Raw genomic sequence first — 16,225 nt, 5'->3', positions numbered from 1 at the left:
AAGGCGAAAGTCAAATGAAAATTTTGTTTTCTATCTCTTTTCTATTAACTTTGCATGAAAGGATTCAGCCATGGTTATGGTGAAGTTAATTCTTAATTTCTACGGAAATAGGTGACTTCAGACATGGTAACAATCTATTCTAAATGCAAAGTTAATAAAAAAGTAAATGCCAACAAAGCAAGGAGTAACATTTCAGGCTATCATGCAGGATCTTAAAAATAGGAACTTTGCCCCTTTTTATTTGTTAATGGGGGAAGAGTCTTATTACATCGATACTATATCTGACTATATTGCTTCGCACGTTCTTTTACCAGAAGAATGTGATTTTAATCAAACGATTTGTTTTGGTTCAGATGTGACTGCTGTACAAGTTACGGATATGGCTAAGCGATATCCTATGATGGCCGAATTTCAAGTGATTATAGTAAAAGAGGCGCAAAATATAAGATCTTTAGAGGCTTTAGAGAGATATCTTAAAAAACCTGTAAAATCAACCATTCTTGTCTGGTGTCATAAGAATGGGAAAATAGATACACGTAAGAAAGTTATTGGACTGGCGCAGGCAATGGGAGTAGTTTTCGAGAGTAAGAAGTTGAGAGATTACCAATTACCAGAATTCATCCAAAATTATTTGAAGTCAAAGAAGGCTACTATTGACCCTAAGTCATGCCAGATGATAGCTAATCATATTGGTTCTGATCTAAGTCGTATAGTTTCGGAACTTGATAAAATTCTAATTTATCTCCCTAATGATAATCGACGTGTAACGCCAGATATAGTTGAGAAGGAGATTGGGGTAAGTAAAGATTTTAATGCTTTCGAATTGAGGAATGCTATTGTTTCTAAGGATATATTTAAGGCAAATCAGATAATCAAATATTTTGACAATAATCCTAAAGCAGGCTCTCTTTACTCTTTTCTTCCTTTACTTTTCTCGTTCTTTCAAAACCTTATGATACTACATTATACTCCAAATAAGAGTTCTGAACAAGATATTGCTAAGGCATTAGATTTGAATTCAACGTGGGGAATAAAAGACTTAATTACAGGTTTGAAAAATTATTCAGCACGCAAAACTATGGATATTATTTCTAAGATTCGTGAAGTTGATGGTAAGAGTAAAGGTTTGGATAATCCTTATACTGGTGCTGGAGAATTGATGAAAGAGCTAATTTTCTACGTTTTACACTAAAGTAAATGGAGATTTTTGGTAATTTGAATTCTCAAAAATCTTCATTTCTATACTAAAATCCTTCTTTTTCGATCTAGAATGAGTACTCTTAAAAGGGTACTTTTTTTGTGTTACTCCCTGAATAATAGGGTAGTTATGGTATTCTTTCCTTCTCATTTTGGGCGTATTTTCGTTTGCCTTATACTCTGTTTATGAATATTGCAAATACGCTAAAAATAGACAGAAATTCAAAAAGCGCATTTACTATTCACATTTATTATAAGTTAAGAAGATAGAATTGTGTATTTATAAACGCAAATGACTTATATATTATTTACAAATATAATAATATTAGTTTTTATAGCAGAACTACACATTATTATGTAAATGTAAATATCAAAACTTGCACATCTTGATTCAAAAATGTATATGAATAAATATCCATCTATGCGTTACCAAATATAACTATTTGTAAACCACTATTATATGAGTTAATATTCTTGCTATAGAAAGAAAATAGTCTGGATTTATGTCAAAACAAGTGTATAACCCTTTACTTTATCTTCTTAAAAGTATAAATAGATTTTAATAGCCAGTTAATTAAAGATATTGACCAAAGAATAGCTTATATATGGTATGCTATTATCTATTTTGATTTGTATATGTATATATGAATTGCACACATTTAGTTGTTTGTTGTTTTAAATTGTAAATATCAAAAGTTATATATACAAACTTGTATTATTTGTGTGGGATATTTTGGTGTTTAATATTATTTGTTTATCTTTGTAAAATCAATGGAAGCATGGCTCTAGAGCCTAAAAAAGCCTATTATTTGGTTATGAAAGATAGAATTAGACAACTAATGGAGAGTCAACACATGACTCAACAGACCTTTTCAGATTTTATAGGAATATCGTCTGCATCACTCAGTAGCATCTTTACAGGGAGGACGAAACCTACTCTTAATACGGTAGAGGCTATTCGTAGTAAGTTTACAAAGATCAATCTTGATTGGTTAATGTATGGTCAAGGACCAATGTTTAAGGATCAAGTCACAGCGTCAGGAGTTGATGATGATGAGAATGGTGCGGTCAATGGTACAAGTTCTGAAGGTCATTTGAATTTCTCTTCAAGCCCTGCCCCATCTATTGAGGGATATGGTCAAGGTTCTTCACAGCACGTTGCTGATACACTTAAAACACCTGCGAGAACTGAAATAAAATATGTTGACAAACCACAAAGACGTATCACTGAGATTCGAATCTTCTTTGATGACCAGACATGGGAGAGTTTTGTTCCAAAAAAGTAAGTGGGTTAATAAAGTTGGTACTCGTCATTTCTTGTAAGGTTGTTCTATGATATTTTGCACAGAGTATAATCAGCTTTTATATCTCTGAAAGGCTGATTTCTATTTTTGTGTTTTATCCTTTATAATCTTAGATGAGCTCTCCTTTTATGAGTAGGATATGTTTTGCTTTATTTGTGGGGGGATTATTTTGATAGGTGTAATTGAGTCTTTCTATTTATATAAGGTATATCCTATGATAATAGTTGCAATGAGATAGCCCATCCGTAGTCACCATCCGTACATTCCTTTGAAAATGGACTTTTGCTCTGAACTTAGGTCTATGTGATAGTATAAGAATCTCTTTGAAGAAAGCTGTTAGTGGTGTTGTTTTGTCCATTTCTTTGTTTTTTCGTTGATATTTTTTGTGTATCTATCCTTTCAATAGATAATTTGTGTATCTTTGCATAAGCTAAGCTACACTTGACAAAGCGAATGTGAACATTCCTTTGTACTCGTTTGCATTATCTTTGCTAAATACATTCAAAGCATAAAAAGATGAAGAAGTATGTCCTCGACTTGAAGGTCTCTTCTGTGGAGCAGGTCAATGATAAGAATGTTCTCATTCGACTCACTGATGACAAGCCTCTACCTGAGATGCTTCCTGGTCAGTTTGTAGAAGTGAGAGTGGACGGCTCACCTTCTACCTTTCTTCGCCGTCCTATTTCTATTAATTTTATCGATCGCGAACGTAATGAATTATGGTTGTTAGTTGCCACCATAGGCGATGGAACGCGCATGCTTGGGCGTCTGCATATTGGCGATAAGCTTAATTGTGTACTCCCATTGGGTAACATCTTCACTCCATCTAGTCGTCCTGGCGAACGTATCTTGCTTGTTGGCGGTGGTGTTGGAGTTGCTCCTTTGCTTTATTTTGGTAAAACCATAAAGGATGCCGGAGCCTGTCCCGTTTTTCTTTTAGGTGCTCGCACGGCATCAGATCTTGCAGAACTAGAACTTTTCAAAGCCTATGGAGAGGTGTGCATTACCACTGAAGATGGTTCAGCAGGTGAGAAAGGATTTGTTACGAATCACTCCGTTCTGTCCAAAGAACACTTCGATCGCATCTCTACTTGTGGACCTAAACCTATGATGAAGGCTGTTGCTCTGTATGCTCAAAAGGCTTCTATCCCCTGCGAAGCGTCCTTGGAGAATATGATGGCATGCGGTGTCGGAGCCTGTTTGTGTTGCGTTGAGAAGACCATTGAGGGCAATCTTTGCGTATGTAAGGAGGGTCCTGTCTTTGATACGCAGAAGTTGATGTGGTGAGAAAATAGTGATAAAAACACCTGAAAACTTATAAGCCTAAGAATGAGAATAAGCCTAGTAGAAGGTGTGGTTATCTATGAGGAATAAGCTAAATATGTAAAATTAAATGATGAATCTATGGCAGATTTAAATGTAAATATAGGTAACTTACATCTAAAGAACCCTGTAATGACCGCCAGCGGAACATTTGGCTATGGTCTTGAGTTTGCTGATTTCGTCCCATTGGAAGAGCTTGGAGGGATTATCGTAAAGGGTACTACGCTCAAACCACGCGAGGGGAATGACTATCCGCGCATGGTTGAAACACATCAAGGAATGCTTAATTGCGTTGGTCTACAGAATAAAGGAGTGGACTACTTCATCGATCATATCTATCCACAGATACGGGATATTGACACGAATATGATAGTTAATGTGAGTGGAAACTCGCCTGAATCGTATGCTGAGACAGCTGCCAGACTGGATGAATTAGACGCTATTCCTGCAATAGAAGTCAATATTTCCTGTCCCAATGTGAGGGAAGGTGGCATGTCGTTTGGCGTTTCTTGCTCTGGTGCAGCCACTGTTGTGAAAGCCGTCCGACAGCATTATCACAAGACAATGATCGTGAAGTTGTCACCTAATGTGACCGATATAGCCAGTATCGCACGTGCTTGTGAGGATGAAGGAGCCGATTCCGTATCGTTGATTAACACCCTTATGGGAATGGCAATAGACATTGAGCGTCGTCGTTCAAAGCTGAGTATTCGCACAGGAGGATTGAGTGGTCCTGCCATAAAATCCGTTGCTGTGCGCATGGTGAATGATGTTGCAAGAGCCGTAAAGATACCAGTTATTGGACTAGGAGGTATATCAACAGCAGAAGATGCAATAGAGTTTCTTATGGCAGGGGCAACTGCTATTCAAATAGGAACAGCCAACTTCATCGACCCACAAGTGACCATTAAGGTGCGTGACGGAATTAATTCCTGGTTAGATAAACATGGTTGCAAGTCGGTTACAGAGATTATAAATTGCCTTGAATAAAGGGTGAGTTCAATCGCAAAATATAAGATAATATTATGAAGAAAATGCTTTTGATAGTCGATCCACAAGTCGATTTCATCAGTGGATCATTGCCAGTTCCTGGTGCAGCAGTGGCTATGGATGCACTTGCAGAGTATGTTCGTATGTATGGCGAGGAGTATTCTGTGAAGGTTGTAACCTCAGATTGGCATCCTTATCATCATAATTCTTTTGCTGATGAAGGTGGTCAATGGCCTCGTCATTGCGTCCAACATTCAGCTGGCGCAGCCTTATGGGAATCATTGCTAGTTGCTCTTAACGAGAGTACTGATGGTTTTCAAATGCTTTATAAAGGCGATACTATTAATCGAGAGGAATATTCCATTCTGCAGAATAAAAGGTCTGCAAGACTGCTTTTAGAGCTCCTTGTTGATTATCACATCGATCAGATTGAAGTCTGCGGACTAGCTGGTGATGTCTGCGTGTTGAATACTTGTAAGGATTTAAAGGCGATGATAGGAGAGAGGCGACTACACGTTTTGAGTGAGTTTGCCCCATCTTTAGATGGTGGAAAAGCCTTGAACGAGTTTGTGAAGACCTTGGAAGCGTAAAAGGAATTGGTTGCCAATCAATCAAGAGATTGTTATCTATGTTGGAGAAGAAACTCATGTGAGTTTGAAAAGATACCACTCTGACAGGGAAAATAATCTAAAAGTTTCCGCATAATAGGTTATAAGGGAATAAATAATAGTCTATTTTCTCTTTTAACAAAGTCTTTTCTCTTGATATAAGGGCGAATGGGAGTAAGATAGAGGAGCATTTGTTCGCCTTGAAGAGAGCATAAAAGAAGAGGATGCCAACCATCAATAAGAATGGTTACGGTATCCTCTTTTTCGTATTCTTACGTCCACGACGTGTGTAGCTTATATTCGTTTGGCATTGTCAACAAGCAGGGCATCGAGTATTGTCATGGCTGCCATAGCTTCAACAATAGGTACGGCACGTGGTAGAACACATGGATCATGACGCCCATGGACGTCTATCTTCGTTGCTTCTCCCTCTTTATTGACTGTCTCTTGTTCCATCAATAAGGTGGCAACAGGCTTGAAAGCAACACGGAAATAGATGTCTTCTCCATTACTTATACCGCCTTGTATTCCTCCGCTATGATTCGTTTTTGTTTTGATATCATGCGTTTGTTGCTTGTCAGAAGAGGGGATGAATACATCGTTCTGTTGGCTACCCCGATAAGAGGCACTCGCAAAGCCCTCTCCATACTCGAACCCTTTCGCTGCATTGATACTAAGCATTGCAGCTCCCAGTTGGGCGTGTAGTTTATCGAATTCAGGCTCTCCCAATCCGACAGGGCACCCCTTAATTACACAAGTAACTACGCCTCCGATTGTATCGCCTTCACGCTTCATTTCAGCGATGAGAGCTTCCATCTCCTTCGCTTTCTCTGGTTCTGGACAGCGCACAGGATTGGCTTCTATGAGCGAGAAATCATATTTTTGATAGTCTTTGTCAAGCGTTATATCGCCCACCTGACTGGTGTAAGCTGTAATACTAATACCCTTCTGCTTTAGAACTAACTTTGCCAACGCACCAGCAACGACACGTGAAAGGGTGATGCGAGCCGATGCGCGACCTCCTCCTCGATAGTCTCGAATGCCATACTTATTATAATAGGTGTAATCGGCATGAGAGGGTCTAAAGAGATTGGCGATGCTATCATAGTCCTTTGACTGCTGATTCCTATTCCTTACGATGAAGCCAATAGGAGTTCCTGTAGACTTTCCTTCGAATACACCACTCAGTAGTTCCACCTGATCCAGTTCCTTCCTGTCAGTCGTAATCCTACTTTGTCCAGGTTTACGTCGAGCTAATTCTCGTTGTATGAAATCGATGTCGATAGGAATACCAGGCGGCATTCCATCCACCACACCACCGACAGCCACACCATGACTCTCGCCGAAGGTAGTTAGTGTAAAGAGCTTACCAAACGTGTTCATAATCAGTTGCCACAGTTGCAGCCATCACCACATCCACAGCTATCACCATCGCCACAGTTGCTTCCGCAGCCTCCGCCACATCCACAATGATGCTGGTTCATGCGGTCGAAGAAGTCCTTAACTTCAGCCTCGCTTGCCTCGCGATTCTCGATAACCTGTCCGCGAAACATTAAATCCTTACCAGCGAGCGGATGGTTTAGATCAATCGTAACCTTATCCTCTGACACCTCAAGCACCTTACCCAAGAAGCGTTGTCCCTGCTCGTTTTGCAATGGAACAATCGCATCTTTGTAGATATTCTTTGCGTCGAACTCACCATTCACACTGAAAGTTTCCTTGTCAAGAGCCAACACGCTGTTTGCATCATGCTCCCCGTAAGCCTGCTCCTTAGTAAGTGAGAACTCAAAGTTAGCACCTGTTTCGTGCTTAACAATCTCCTCTTCAAAGGCTGGCAAAGCCATGTCGCAACCCGTATAGAACTGCATTGGCTTTTGTTCCTCAGTCTTTTCAATGAAGTGTTCAGCTCCATTCTCTACGCTATTTAACTCATATTTCACTACGATGAGTCGATGTGTATTTTCCTTCATTATCGTTTTTTCTTTATATATAATATGTTGTAAAGGGTATGCAAAGATAGTTATTTTAAACGAGATAGAGCTTTCTTAGTTACTGATTTTTCGATTTGCAGTCCTTTAGAATATGGTTTGTAACGGAAAAGATAGTCAAAAGTATGATTTTGTTGCTGATATATATCAAACCTCTTGATATGTGTCAAAAATATAAGATAAAAGCACGAAAATGTGTTGATTAATCATTGTATATGCCAAAAACCTACTAACTTTGCAATCGTAAACAAGATAAAACTACAGATTTAAAGATAACAAGAGGCATCGTAAATGACGCCTTTGACTAAAGAAAGGAAAATGAATATGAAGAAGATTGTATTGACAGTAGTAGCAGTAATGAGTATGACAATGGCTTTTGCAGCAGGTGAGAACGATAACAACACAGCAACAACCAACGCATACAAGTTCAATCTCAGCACATATGCATTGAGCCGTGCTCTTAATCTAAACCAGGATCAGGTAGATGTAGTAGAGGATATTAACCGCACTTTCTCAGCAGAGATGATGAATGCAGCTGTATCTGATAGCTCTGAGCGTGAGGCTAAAGTAAATGCTGCCATCAAGAAGGATCTTTCTTATATGCACTATGTTTTAAACAATAGTCAGTATCGCGAGTATGTAAAGCTCCTCAATGTTACATTGAACAACCGCGGTCTTAACAAGTAAACGATCCTCTTTCCTCTTCCGATAGGAGAGATTCATACAAGATATATTAAAGGCTACGAATCAGATTTCTGATTCATAGCCTTTTTTATTGCAAAAGGCTAATAGCAATTTATCGCAGCCTTTGATATAGAAAAGAGTAGGGGCGGAATCCCTCGTCACCAGTGCTCTTTGCAAGATTAATTATTGCTGTTTAGAGGAATCCGTATTAAATGGAAAGACTTGTTGAATAGTGATATTTTGTAATAAAATACTGCTAATTTGAGGGTATGTCTTTGCAATATTTTCGATGAGGAGCGTACTTTGACTCAAATACGCAAATTATGAGACATATAAAGTGGTTCTTTGTAAATCGCTGATAAACACTATGTTATGTGGATTGAGGTGTCATTCTAACGAAAATAGTATTCATTATTCCTGAAAAACAAGGTACTTTTTGCCAAAAATCTATATATTTCTCAGCTAAAACCTATATAGGTTTTGCCCAAAAACTATATATCTTTTTGGAAAAAACTATATACTTTTTGCGCAAAAGGTATATAGTTTTCTGGAAACCCCAACTTCTAACTCGATTTTCATCTATAATGTTTCCCTTTTGACTCTAGAATGAGAAATTTGAATGTAAAGTACTTTCAGAAATATAGTAAGCCATTTAAGCTATTTGAAGAAAGGTAATGTTGTCTCAAATATGTACTTTTGCACATTACAATGATATACGAACTTGGAGAGCAGATGAGGGTGTCTGCCTCCTCTTTGGTTGTTGATTAATGATTCTTCTTATAGCTTTGTACAGCCCAACAGCCCATGACAAGACCGATGCCAAGGAGTGCGAGGACCTGATGTAAGATACTCTTTAAGTTTCCACCACGAATGAATACAGTACGCATCGCATCTATGAAGTAGCTTACTGGGTTGGCGTATGTAGTGAGATAAGCTGCAGCTGGCATTGAACGAGTAGGAGTAAAGAGGCCAGAGAGCAAGAGGAGTATCACAACAAAGAACCACATGACAAGTATGGCTTGCTGCATTGTGTCCGAGTAGTTGGATATTATCAAGCCAAAGGACGAGAAGAATAGGGCTAACAACATCGCTAAGAGATAGATAAGGGCCACATTACCCACAGGAGTAATGTCGTATAAAGCCCATGACAACAGTAGACAAACAGTGATAACGAAGGAGGCTATCAACCAATAAGGGATTAACTTTGCAAGTATAAACGTCCATTTATTTACTGGTGTCACATTGATCTGTTCGATTGTACCAGCCTCCTTCTCCCCGACAATATTCAATGTTGGCAGAAAGCCTGTTATCATCATCATTATTATCGCAAATAGTGCGGGAATCATATAGCGCTTATAGTTCAGCTGTCTATTGAAGAGATAGAACGTAGAAACGTTCGTTTGCAACGCCTGCAAAGTAGGGACAGCATTGGTCGTCACCATCTGTGAGAGGTAAACAGACCCTATCGACCCCTTCGTTCCATTAACGGCATTGGCAGCAATGAGCACTTGTGGCTTGTTGCCCAAGGTTAAGTCACGACTATAATGTTGTGGTATCACCACAACAATGTCAGCCTCAGAATGTTCGATGTCATTGAGTGCTGCAGTGTAGGAAGGCTGTTGTCCGTGGAAAGAGAAGTAGTTATTGGCTGCAATCTCATGTACCAACTGTTGCGAAAGAGTAGACCTATCATTGTCTACTACATCCACAACAACATTCTTCACCTCCATATTCATGACCCAAGGCATGATACACATAATCATGACGGGGAACATAACAATGAGTCGCGGGAGGAACGGGTTGCGTCGAATCTGTGTGAACTCTTTTCGAAGAAGATATTTCAGTGTCATAATGAAATTACTCTAATCGTTTGTTAAACATGGCGAGTGATAGTCCGAGCAGGCCGATAAGCATACAAATTAAGACTATCATCTCGTGCATCACTTGTCTTACTCCCACCCCCATAATCATTAGTTTGCGCATAGCACAGGTATAGTAACGTGTCGGAATGATAGCCGAAACGTACTGCAACACCTTTGGCATCGACTCAATAGGGAAGAACATACCAGAGAGCATCACGATAGGCATGAGTAGTACCATTGCTGATAACAGCAAAGCAACTAACTGTGTTTTGGCAATGTTAGAGACGAGTAAGCCCAATGAGAGGGCCAAGAGGATGTAGATAGTAGAGATAACGAATATCCAGAACACCGACCCCTGCAAAGGAACACCGAGTAGGTTGTTTGCCATAAGTAGGATGACAATCAGGATGATGAAGGCAAGCACCAAGTAAGGAATGACCTTTGCGATGATGATAAGTATTGGTCGAATGGGCGATACCAGCAGCACCTCCATTGTTCCCCGCTCTTTTTCGCGAACAATAGAGATAGAAGTCATCATGGCACACACCAACATCAACAGTGTTCCCATGATAGCAGGAACGAAGTTGTAAGCCGACTTCATTTGCGGGTTATACAGTAGTTTCGTGTTTACTAAGCCATTATTCGGATTCGTAATGACGGCATTGGCGTATTGAGTCCATTGTTGCGCCATATTCGGGTCGGCACCATCTACAATAAATTGAAGGCCTGAATGTCCGCTGGCATAGTCCTCTCCAAAGACGATAGCCAAGTCGGCCTTTTGGTCTCGGATAGCTTGTTCAGCCTCTATGGGAGTAGCAACAACCTGCGTTATCGTGAAATACTCCGATGCTGATAAGCGGTCGACAGCCTGTTGGGTGATGTAATCAGTGTTACTCATCACTATCACCGTCCGTACATTCCGCACGTCATTCCTAACGGCATAACCAAAGAGAAGCATCATGATGATAGGCATTCCAAAGAGAATCAGCATTGTTCGTTTGTCTCGAACAATGTGTTTAGCTTCCTTGATAATGAATGATATAAATTGTTTCATTGCTTGTTGGTTTCCTTTTTGCATGTTGTCATGCTGTTCTAAGCGATTTTCTCAAAAGCTCTTAAGCTTTCCACGAAAAGCTCTTAAGCTTTTTCTCAAAAGCTCCTAAGCTTTCTCAAATTAGTTCGCGAACATTTTGCAGATTGTTCGCGAACATTTTCTAAATTCTTCGCGAACATTTCGTAGCGTCTCATGTGACTTAGTCTGAACTCCTCTTCGCCTGTCGAGCTAAGTAGGTAAAGACCTGGTCAATATCGGGTAGATTAAACTTCTGCTTCAGTTCCGTGGGTGTTCCGAGGGCTTTAATCTTCCCATCAACCATGATGGAGATGCGGTCGCAATATTCAGCTTCGTCCATATAGTGAGTCGTAACAAAGACGGTTATACCTCTTTGAGCGGCATCGTAGATTAATTCCCAGAATTGTCTTCGTGTAGCAGGGTCAACTCCTCCCGTCGGTTCATCGAGGAAGACGATACCAGGAGAGTGGAAGATACTTACCGAGAAGGCCAACTTCTGTTTCCAACCTAAGGGCAGACTTGACACTAAGCTGTCACGATGTTCTGAGAAATTCAGGCGTTGAAGAAGAGCGTCGGTCTTGTGTTTAATCTCTTTATCGTCCATTCCGTAGATACCAGCAAACAGACTGATATTCTCTGCCACAGTAAGGTCTTCATAGAGAGAGAATTTCTGACTCATATAGCCAATGTGCTTCTTTATCTGCTCATAGTCTGTCCGGATGTCGTATCCCACAACCCTTCCCGTCCCACTTGTGGGTTGGCTGAGTCCTGTGAGCATGTGCATAGCAGTTGTCTTACCTGCTCCGTTGGCTCCAAGAAAACCGAAGATTTCACCCTTTCTCACCGTGAAGGAGATGTCGTCAACAGCATGGAAAGTGCCGAAAGCCTTTACCAGATGTTCCACTTCAATTACGTTTTCTGTTGTGCTTCCCACCTTGTTTTTATCATGCTTTTCAGCATGTTCAAGGTTTGGAGGACTAAATATGTCGCTAAATTCATGGAGTATCTTCTCTGGCGAACCAATACCTCTTATCTTGCCTTCCGATAGGAAAGCCACCCGTTCACAGCGTCTCACCTCATCAAGATAAGGTGTGGAGGCAACGATGGTTATCTCTCGCTCTTTTAGTAGGGAGAGTATGTCCCATAACTCCTTACGGCTAACAGGGTCGACACCTGTTGTCGGCTCGTCCAAGAAGAGAACACTCGGCTTATGAACGAGAGCACAGCAGAGAGCTAACTTCTGCTTCATACCACCCGATAGTGCCCCAGCCTTGCGGTCTTTGAAGGGCTCTATCTGCGAATAGATAGCCTTGATAGCATCGTAGTTATCCTCAACTGTGGTACCAAAGAGCGTCGCGAAGAAATAAAGGTTCTCCTCTACTGTTAAGTCTTGATAGAGTGAGAACTTCCCAGGCATGTATCCAACCCGCTTTCTTACCTCCTTCATTTGCTGTATGACATCGTACCCCTCAACCCTCACGGAGCCTTCGTTAGGAAGGAGCAAAGAACAGAGAATGCGATAGAGTGACGTCTTTCCCGCACCATCTGGGCCGATAACACCGAAGAGCTCACCTTTCCTTACAGAAAAGCTGACGTCTTGTAATGCCTGTACTTTGCCGTATCGCTTAGATACTTGGTTTACTTCTATTGCGTTCATCAACATTGTTAAAACTTCACTTCACCATACATACCTATCTTCACATAGCCATCGTTCGTGAATTGTATCTTAATGGCATACACCAAGTCGGCCCTTTCGTCGTCTGTAACAATGGTCTTTGGCGTAAACTCTGAACGGCTTGATATCCAGGTGACCACGCCATTATAGGTTTTCTTCTGACCTTTCCCATAGTCGGCCATGACCTTTACCTTCTGTCCTATCTTCACACGTTTCAATTGCTCGGAAGTAACGTATGCACGGAGAAACATCCTCTTGGTGTCGGCAATCTTGAAGAGTGGCTTACCAACAGGGACATACTCTCCAGCCTCAACATACTTCTCCAAGACCGTTCCTGTAATCGGACTCCGCACGAAGGTATGGGCTATTTGGTCGTCAAGTTGGGCTTGTTGCGTACGTACTCCAGCCTGTTGAGCATTGATACCAGCCTGTTGTGCGTCTATACCCTCCATCTGTGCCGTAATCCCTTTGTTCTGTTCGGCCAAAGAAGTGTTCTGACTGCTTATCTGTTCTTCTGTGGCAGCAAGTTGTTTCAGCAATACCTGTATCTGATAGTCTATGTCATCAACTTGCTTCCGAGCGACGGCTCCGTCCTGTAAAAGCTCAGCAAAGCGTTGACGCTCCCGTTGCTGGTTTGCAATCTGCTGTCGGATAGCTGCTACCTGCTTCTTCAAATCAAGTTGTTTACTGCTTGTTGCCTGCTGATTAGCAGCCAACTGGCGTTTGTTAGCGGCTAATTGTCCGTGCGTGGCAGCGAGCTGTTCGTTGCTACTCGTTAGTTGTTCACGCTTTAAGGTGAGCTGTCGGGCATCAATCTGACCCACTGTCAAACCTCCATTCAACACCTCTCCTTCACTTACATTGAAGTTCTCAAGCTGTCCTGTCGACTCTGCCGACACAGTCACTTCAGTAGCCTCAAATGTCCCCGTAGCGTCATAGTCTTTCTTGTCTTTCGCACATGATGCTATCATCAGAGCACCGAGGCTTATTAAAAGAAGCTTTTTCATATCTTTAGTTGTTTTATTCGTTGTTGGTGAACTTTAGGTTATACATCTCTTTGAGCATGTCAATTTCGTGTATAGCTTGCTGCGCCTTGGCTGCATTCTCATTGTTAATCTCTCTCAACAAACTATTTACATCAATAATGCCATGAGCCAGTTTCGATTCAGCTGCCTTACGGATATGGGTGCGCAAGTCGATGATTTCGTCGTCGTTCTGCATCATTTTGCGGTACCTATTGATATTCTCTTTTTGTTGTATCTCGTCTATACTGTTATTAAACAAGAATACTTCTCGTGCATTCTCTATTTGTTCTCGTTGTAGTCTCAGTCTTGCTTTATCATTCTTATGAGTATAGAGTGCACCGATGTTCCACGATAGTTTTACGCCCACTAAGCCGTTCAGACTCCATTTATGTTGCATCATATCCTCAAACATATTGAGTCCCGGATAACCATAATAGCCTTGTGCAAAGAGTCCTAAGTGTGGCTTCAATCGTGCGTCTAAGGCTTTCTCCTGTGTTTCAGAAAGGCGTAATTGATTGTCAAAGAGCCTTATCTCTGGTCGAGTATTCGTTGATACAACTGCGTCAAGGGCTTTGGGTTTCTGCAGGTGAGTGATTTCAATGCCACAGAAGAGGCTTAGCATCCTACTTAACATCTCTTTCTGTGCTTTCAGGCTCTCGTTAGCTTGCTCTGCGCCAAGCCGTTCGGCCCTCACGTTCTCGTAGTCGCTTGTTGCTGCCGTACCACCTTTCACCATGGCAGAGAGTTTCTGCTCGCTCGATTGTAGCAGTGCTTTGACGTCATCATTGAGCTTGATTTGTTCGTTAAGGAGCAAGAGTGAGAAATATAACTCATTGACCCTTCTTCGCACTTGGTACAGGTTTACCTCATTCTCAGCCTCCTGCACCTTTCCTTCCTGGCTGGCTATCTTACGTTGACCACTGATAACGCCGCCGTCATAAATAGGTTGCTGAACATCAATAGACAGTTTATATTGATCTTTCCTTAGGCCTTTCATCTTCAGTCCTACCTGCTGGAACATACTTTGCAGATGGTCAGGCCATGCAGCAACAGCGCTCTGATAAGTAGCTTGGGCAGCTGCAGTCACCTGTGGCAACCACCCTTTCTGAATGTTCTTAACCGTTAAGTCGGTCGTCTTTGCTATCAAGTCATAACGCTTGATAATGGGATAGTGCTTCTCTGCAGCACGTTGGCACTCATCTAATGTCTGTGCTTGTGCAACTAATGCCAAAGCTAATAATGCAAGAATTAATATTTTCTTCTTCATGTCCTATTCTATCGTTTCATAACCAATTAACATCTATGATGCTGACAAAGATAGTCTATTTGATGGAGTGGTTGGTTATTAAATACACAGAAAAGATGGTCAGATTGTACGATTTCTGGGCTTTCCTGCCTTTCATTCAGAGGATTAATACTAATTTTGTAATCGAATCATACAATAAGAACATATTATGGGAGAAGTCAAGACCATCAACCCTTTTTCGATGGATAATATCGATATTAACGAATTGTCAGAACAGATGGAACGAATCATGATGACGGATGATGTCGTGGTAGTTCTCAATGGGCACTTGCAGCACACACGCTTTCTTGAGAAGGAAAAGATCTATCAGATAGTCGAACCACGACTAGTTCTTGGTATGGACGGACAAGCTGATATTTGTTTAAACCTGCAAGACTATCATCTAGAGAAAGGCTGTTTACTACTATTGCCATCTGATACAATCCTTGAAATAAAGAATGTTTCAGATGATGCGCGTGTAGTTGCTCTTGTCTTCCGAGAGGGGATTAACCTTACAGATGAGATTGTTCTCAATATTCCACCAGCAGAGTTTAGTCGTATTCTACGTATGATTTATCTTACATGGGACTTCCTTCAGCTTAAACCTTATCGGCGAAAGACTATCCAAAACCTACTCCAATCGATTATTTCAGACATTCAATATATAAAGGATATAGCAGATGAAAGTGAGAAGCACGACCAAAGTTCTCGTACACAAGATGTCTTTATACAATTCAAACGATTGGTACATAAGTATTGTATCAGCGAACGTTCTATTCCATTCTATGCGTCACAATTACATGTAACTCCGCATCATTTGTCTGCTATCATTCGGAAAGCTAGTGGGCATAGCGTCATGTATTGGATTAATCGTGCTACCATTCAGGAGGCGAAACTACTATTGAAAACAAACAATGCGATGGGATATGAGATTGCTGATCAGTTGCATTTCTCTAGTGCATCAGCCTTCTCTAAATTCTTTAAGAGGGAAACAGGCATGACACCAAAGATGTATCAAGAGGACATGAAATAATGAGGGGAAGGGAGAGGGGTTCTTGAGCAATCAAGCACTTTTTTCTTCTTTTCCTTGCTCCTTTCATTTTATCTTCTTACCTTTGCCGCCGTGAAAGAATTAGCAATAACATATCAAGTGAATGAAGTACTGCAAAGAATTATTCGATTCTTTGCATCTTTTTGCACTTTATCTTTGGT

Annotated in this window: 14 protein-coding genes; 7 read left to right on the top strand and 7 right to left on the bottom strand. The window is 40.9% G+C overall.

Features of this window, described 5'->3' with window-relative positions; translation table 11 throughout:
• The first annotated feature begins 166 nt into the window (after positions 1-166).
• The 5 genes from holA to O3603_RS09515 all read left to right on the top strand — a co-directional run bounded on the left by holA (position 167) and on the right by O3603_RS09515 (position 5,404).
• Positions 167-1,192 carry a DNA polymerase III subunit delta gene (holA, locus tag O3603_RS09535; protein ID WP_371522462.1) on the top strand — a complete coding sequence of 342 codons (1,026 nt, stop codon included), beginning with the start codon at positions 167-169 and terminating at the stop codon, positions 1,190-1,192.
• A gap of 820 nt (positions 1,193-2,012) precedes the next feature.
• The gene (locus tag O3603_RS09530) at positions 2,013-2,483 is read left to right on the top strand and encodes a helix-turn-helix transcriptional regulator (RefSeq protein ID WP_273540169.1); all 471 of its coding nucleotides are present in this window, start codon (positions 2,013-2,015) and stop codon (positions 2,481-2,483) included.
• A 534-nt stretch (positions 2,484-3,017) separates the two neighbouring features.
• Positions 3,018-3,788, top strand: coding sequence for a dihydroorotate dehydrogenase electron transfer subunit (locus tag O3603_RS09525; RefSeq protein WP_371522460.1), 771 nt, complete (start codon positions 3,018-3,020; stop codon positions 3,786-3,788).
• A 117-nt stretch (positions 3,789-3,905) separates the two neighbouring features.
• Positions 3,906-4,814, top strand: a complete 909-nt coding sequence (locus O3603_RS09520) for a dihydroorotate dehydrogenase (protein ID WP_371522458.1) — start codon at positions 3,906-3,908, stop codon at positions 4,812-4,814.
• A gap of 35 nt (positions 4,815-4,849) precedes the next feature.
• On the top strand, positions 4,850-5,404 hold the full coding sequence (locus tag O3603_RS09515) for an isochorismatase family protein (protein WP_371522456.1): 555 nt from the start codon (positions 4,850-4,852) through the stop codon (positions 5,402-5,404).
• Positions 5,405-5,716: 312 nt separating this feature from the next.
• Here the strand turns inward: O3603_RS09515 and aroC are convergent, their stop codons facing one another.
• Positions 5,717-6,805, bottom strand: coding sequence for a chorismate synthase (gene aroC / locus O3603_RS09510; RefSeq protein WP_371522454.1), 1,089 nt, complete (start codon positions 6,803-6,805; stop codon positions 5,717-5,719).
• Between the two features lie 2 nt (positions 6,806-6,807).
• Positions 6,808-7,392: a peptidylprolyl isomerase gene (locus O3603_RS09505; RefSeq protein WP_371522452.1), complete on the bottom strand. Its 585-nt coding sequence runs from the start codon at positions 7,390-7,392 to the stop codon at positions 6,808-6,810.
• Between the two features lie 336 nt (positions 7,393-7,728).
• Between O3603_RS09505 and O3603_RS09500 the strand changes: the two genes are divergently transcribed.
• Complete coding sequence (locus tag O3603_RS09500) at positions 7,729-8,097, top strand: hypothetical protein (protein ID WP_009434823.1); 369 nt, start codon at positions 7,729-7,731, stop codon at positions 8,095-8,097.
• A gap of 761 nt (positions 8,098-8,858) precedes the next feature.
• Here the strand turns inward: O3603_RS09500 and O3603_RS09495 are convergent.
• The 5 genes from O3603_RS09495 to O3603_RS09475 all read right to left on the bottom strand — a co-directional run bounded on the left by O3603_RS09495 (position 8,859) and on the right by O3603_RS09475 (position 14,995).
• Positions 8,859-9,944, bottom strand: a complete 1,086-nt coding sequence (locus O3603_RS09495; RefSeq protein WP_371522450.1) for an ABC transporter permease — start codon at positions 9,942-9,944, stop codon at positions 8,859-8,861.
• 7 nt (positions 9,945-9,951) lie between these two features.
• Positions 9,952-11,010 (bottom strand): ABC transporter permease, encoded by a 1,059-nt coding sequence (locus tag O3603_RS09490; protein ID WP_371522448.1) that lies wholly within the window; start codon positions 11,008-11,010, stop codon positions 9,952-9,954.
• 199 nt (positions 11,011-11,209) lie between these two features.
• Positions 11,210-12,685: an ATP-binding cassette domain-containing protein gene (locus O3603_RS09485; protein ID WP_371522498.1), complete on the bottom strand. Its 1,476-nt coding sequence runs from the start codon at positions 12,683-12,685 to the stop codon at positions 11,210-11,212.
• An 8-nt stretch (positions 12,686-12,693) separates the two neighbouring features.
• Positions 12,694-13,710 (bottom strand): HlyD family secretion protein, encoded by a 1,017-nt coding sequence (locus tag O3603_RS09480; RefSeq protein ID WP_004382557.1) that lies wholly within the window; start codon positions 13,708-13,710, stop codon positions 12,694-12,696.
• 13 nt (positions 13,711-13,723) lie between these two features.
• Positions 13,724-14,995, bottom strand: coding sequence for a TolC family protein (locus O3603_RS09475; RefSeq protein WP_371522446.1), 1,272 nt, complete (start codon positions 14,993-14,995; stop codon positions 13,724-13,726).
• Between the two features lie 187 nt (positions 14,996-15,182).
• Here O3603_RS09475 and O3603_RS09470 point away from each other — a divergent pair, with 187 nt between their 5' ends.
• Positions 15,183-16,046, top strand: a complete 864-nt coding sequence (locus O3603_RS09470; RefSeq protein ID WP_371522444.1) for a helix-turn-helix domain-containing protein — start codon at positions 15,183-15,185, stop codon at positions 16,044-16,046.
• Positions 16,047-16,225 lie beyond the last annotated feature (179 nt).

It is taken from the genome of Prevotella sp. 20925_1_30, assembly GCF_041433025.1.
Lineage (GTDB): Bacteria > Bacteroidota > Bacteroidia > Bacteroidales > Bacteroidaceae > Prevotella > Prevotella vespertina.
Note: the sequence above shows the minus strand (reverse complement) of the source record. Positions and strands in the feature narration are given on the sequence as shown.

Coding starts and splice junctions, on each gene's coding strand:
- holA (WP_371522462.1), top strand. CDS start 167: ATGCCAACAAAGCAAGGAGTAACATTTCAGGCTATCATGCAGGATCTT.
- O3603_RS09530 (WP_273540169.1), top strand. CDS start 2,013: ATGAAAGATAGAATTAGACAACTAATGGAGAGTCAACACATGACTCAA.
- O3603_RS09525 (WP_371522460.1), top strand. CDS start 3,018: ATGAAGAAGTATGTCCTCGACTTGAAGGTCTCTTCTGTGGAGCAGGTC.
- O3603_RS09520 (WP_371522458.1), top strand. CDS start 3,906: ATGGCAGATTTAAATGTAAATATAGGTAACTTACATCTAAAGAACCCT.
- O3603_RS09515 (WP_371522456.1), top strand. CDS start 4,850: ATGAAGAAAATGCTTTTGATAGTCGATCCACAAGTCGATTTCATCAGT.
- aroC (WP_371522454.1), bottom strand. CDS start 6,805: ATGAACACGTTTGGTAAGCTCTTTACACTAACTACCTTCGGCGAGAGT.
- O3603_RS09505 (WP_371522452.1), bottom strand. CDS start 7,392: ATGAAGGAAAATACACATCGACTCATCGTAGTGAAATATGAGTTAAAT.
- O3603_RS09500 (WP_009434823.1), top strand. CDS start 7,729: ATGAATATGAAGAAGATTGTATTGACAGTAGTAGCAGTAATGAGTATG.
- O3603_RS09495 (WP_371522450.1), bottom strand. CDS start 9,944: ATGACACTGAAATATCTTCTTCGAAAAGAGTTCACACAGATTCGACGC.
- O3603_RS09490 (WP_371522448.1), bottom strand. CDS start 11,010: ATGAAACAATTTATATCATTCATTATCAAGGAAGCTAAACACATTGTT.
- O3603_RS09485 (WP_371522498.1), bottom strand. CDS start 12,685: ATGAACGCAATAGAAGTAAACCAAGTATCTAAGCGATACGGCAAAGTA.
- O3603_RS09480 (WP_004382557.1), bottom strand. CDS start 13,710: ATGAAAAAGCTTCTTTTAATAAGCCTCGGTGCTCTGATGATAGCATCA.
- O3603_RS09475 (WP_371522446.1), bottom strand. CDS start 14,995: ATGAAGAAGAAAATATTAATTCTTGCATTATTAGCTTTGGCATTAGTT.
- O3603_RS09470 (WP_371522444.1), top strand. CDS start 15,183: ATGGGAGAAGTCAAGACCATCAACCCTTTTTCGATGGATAATATCGAT.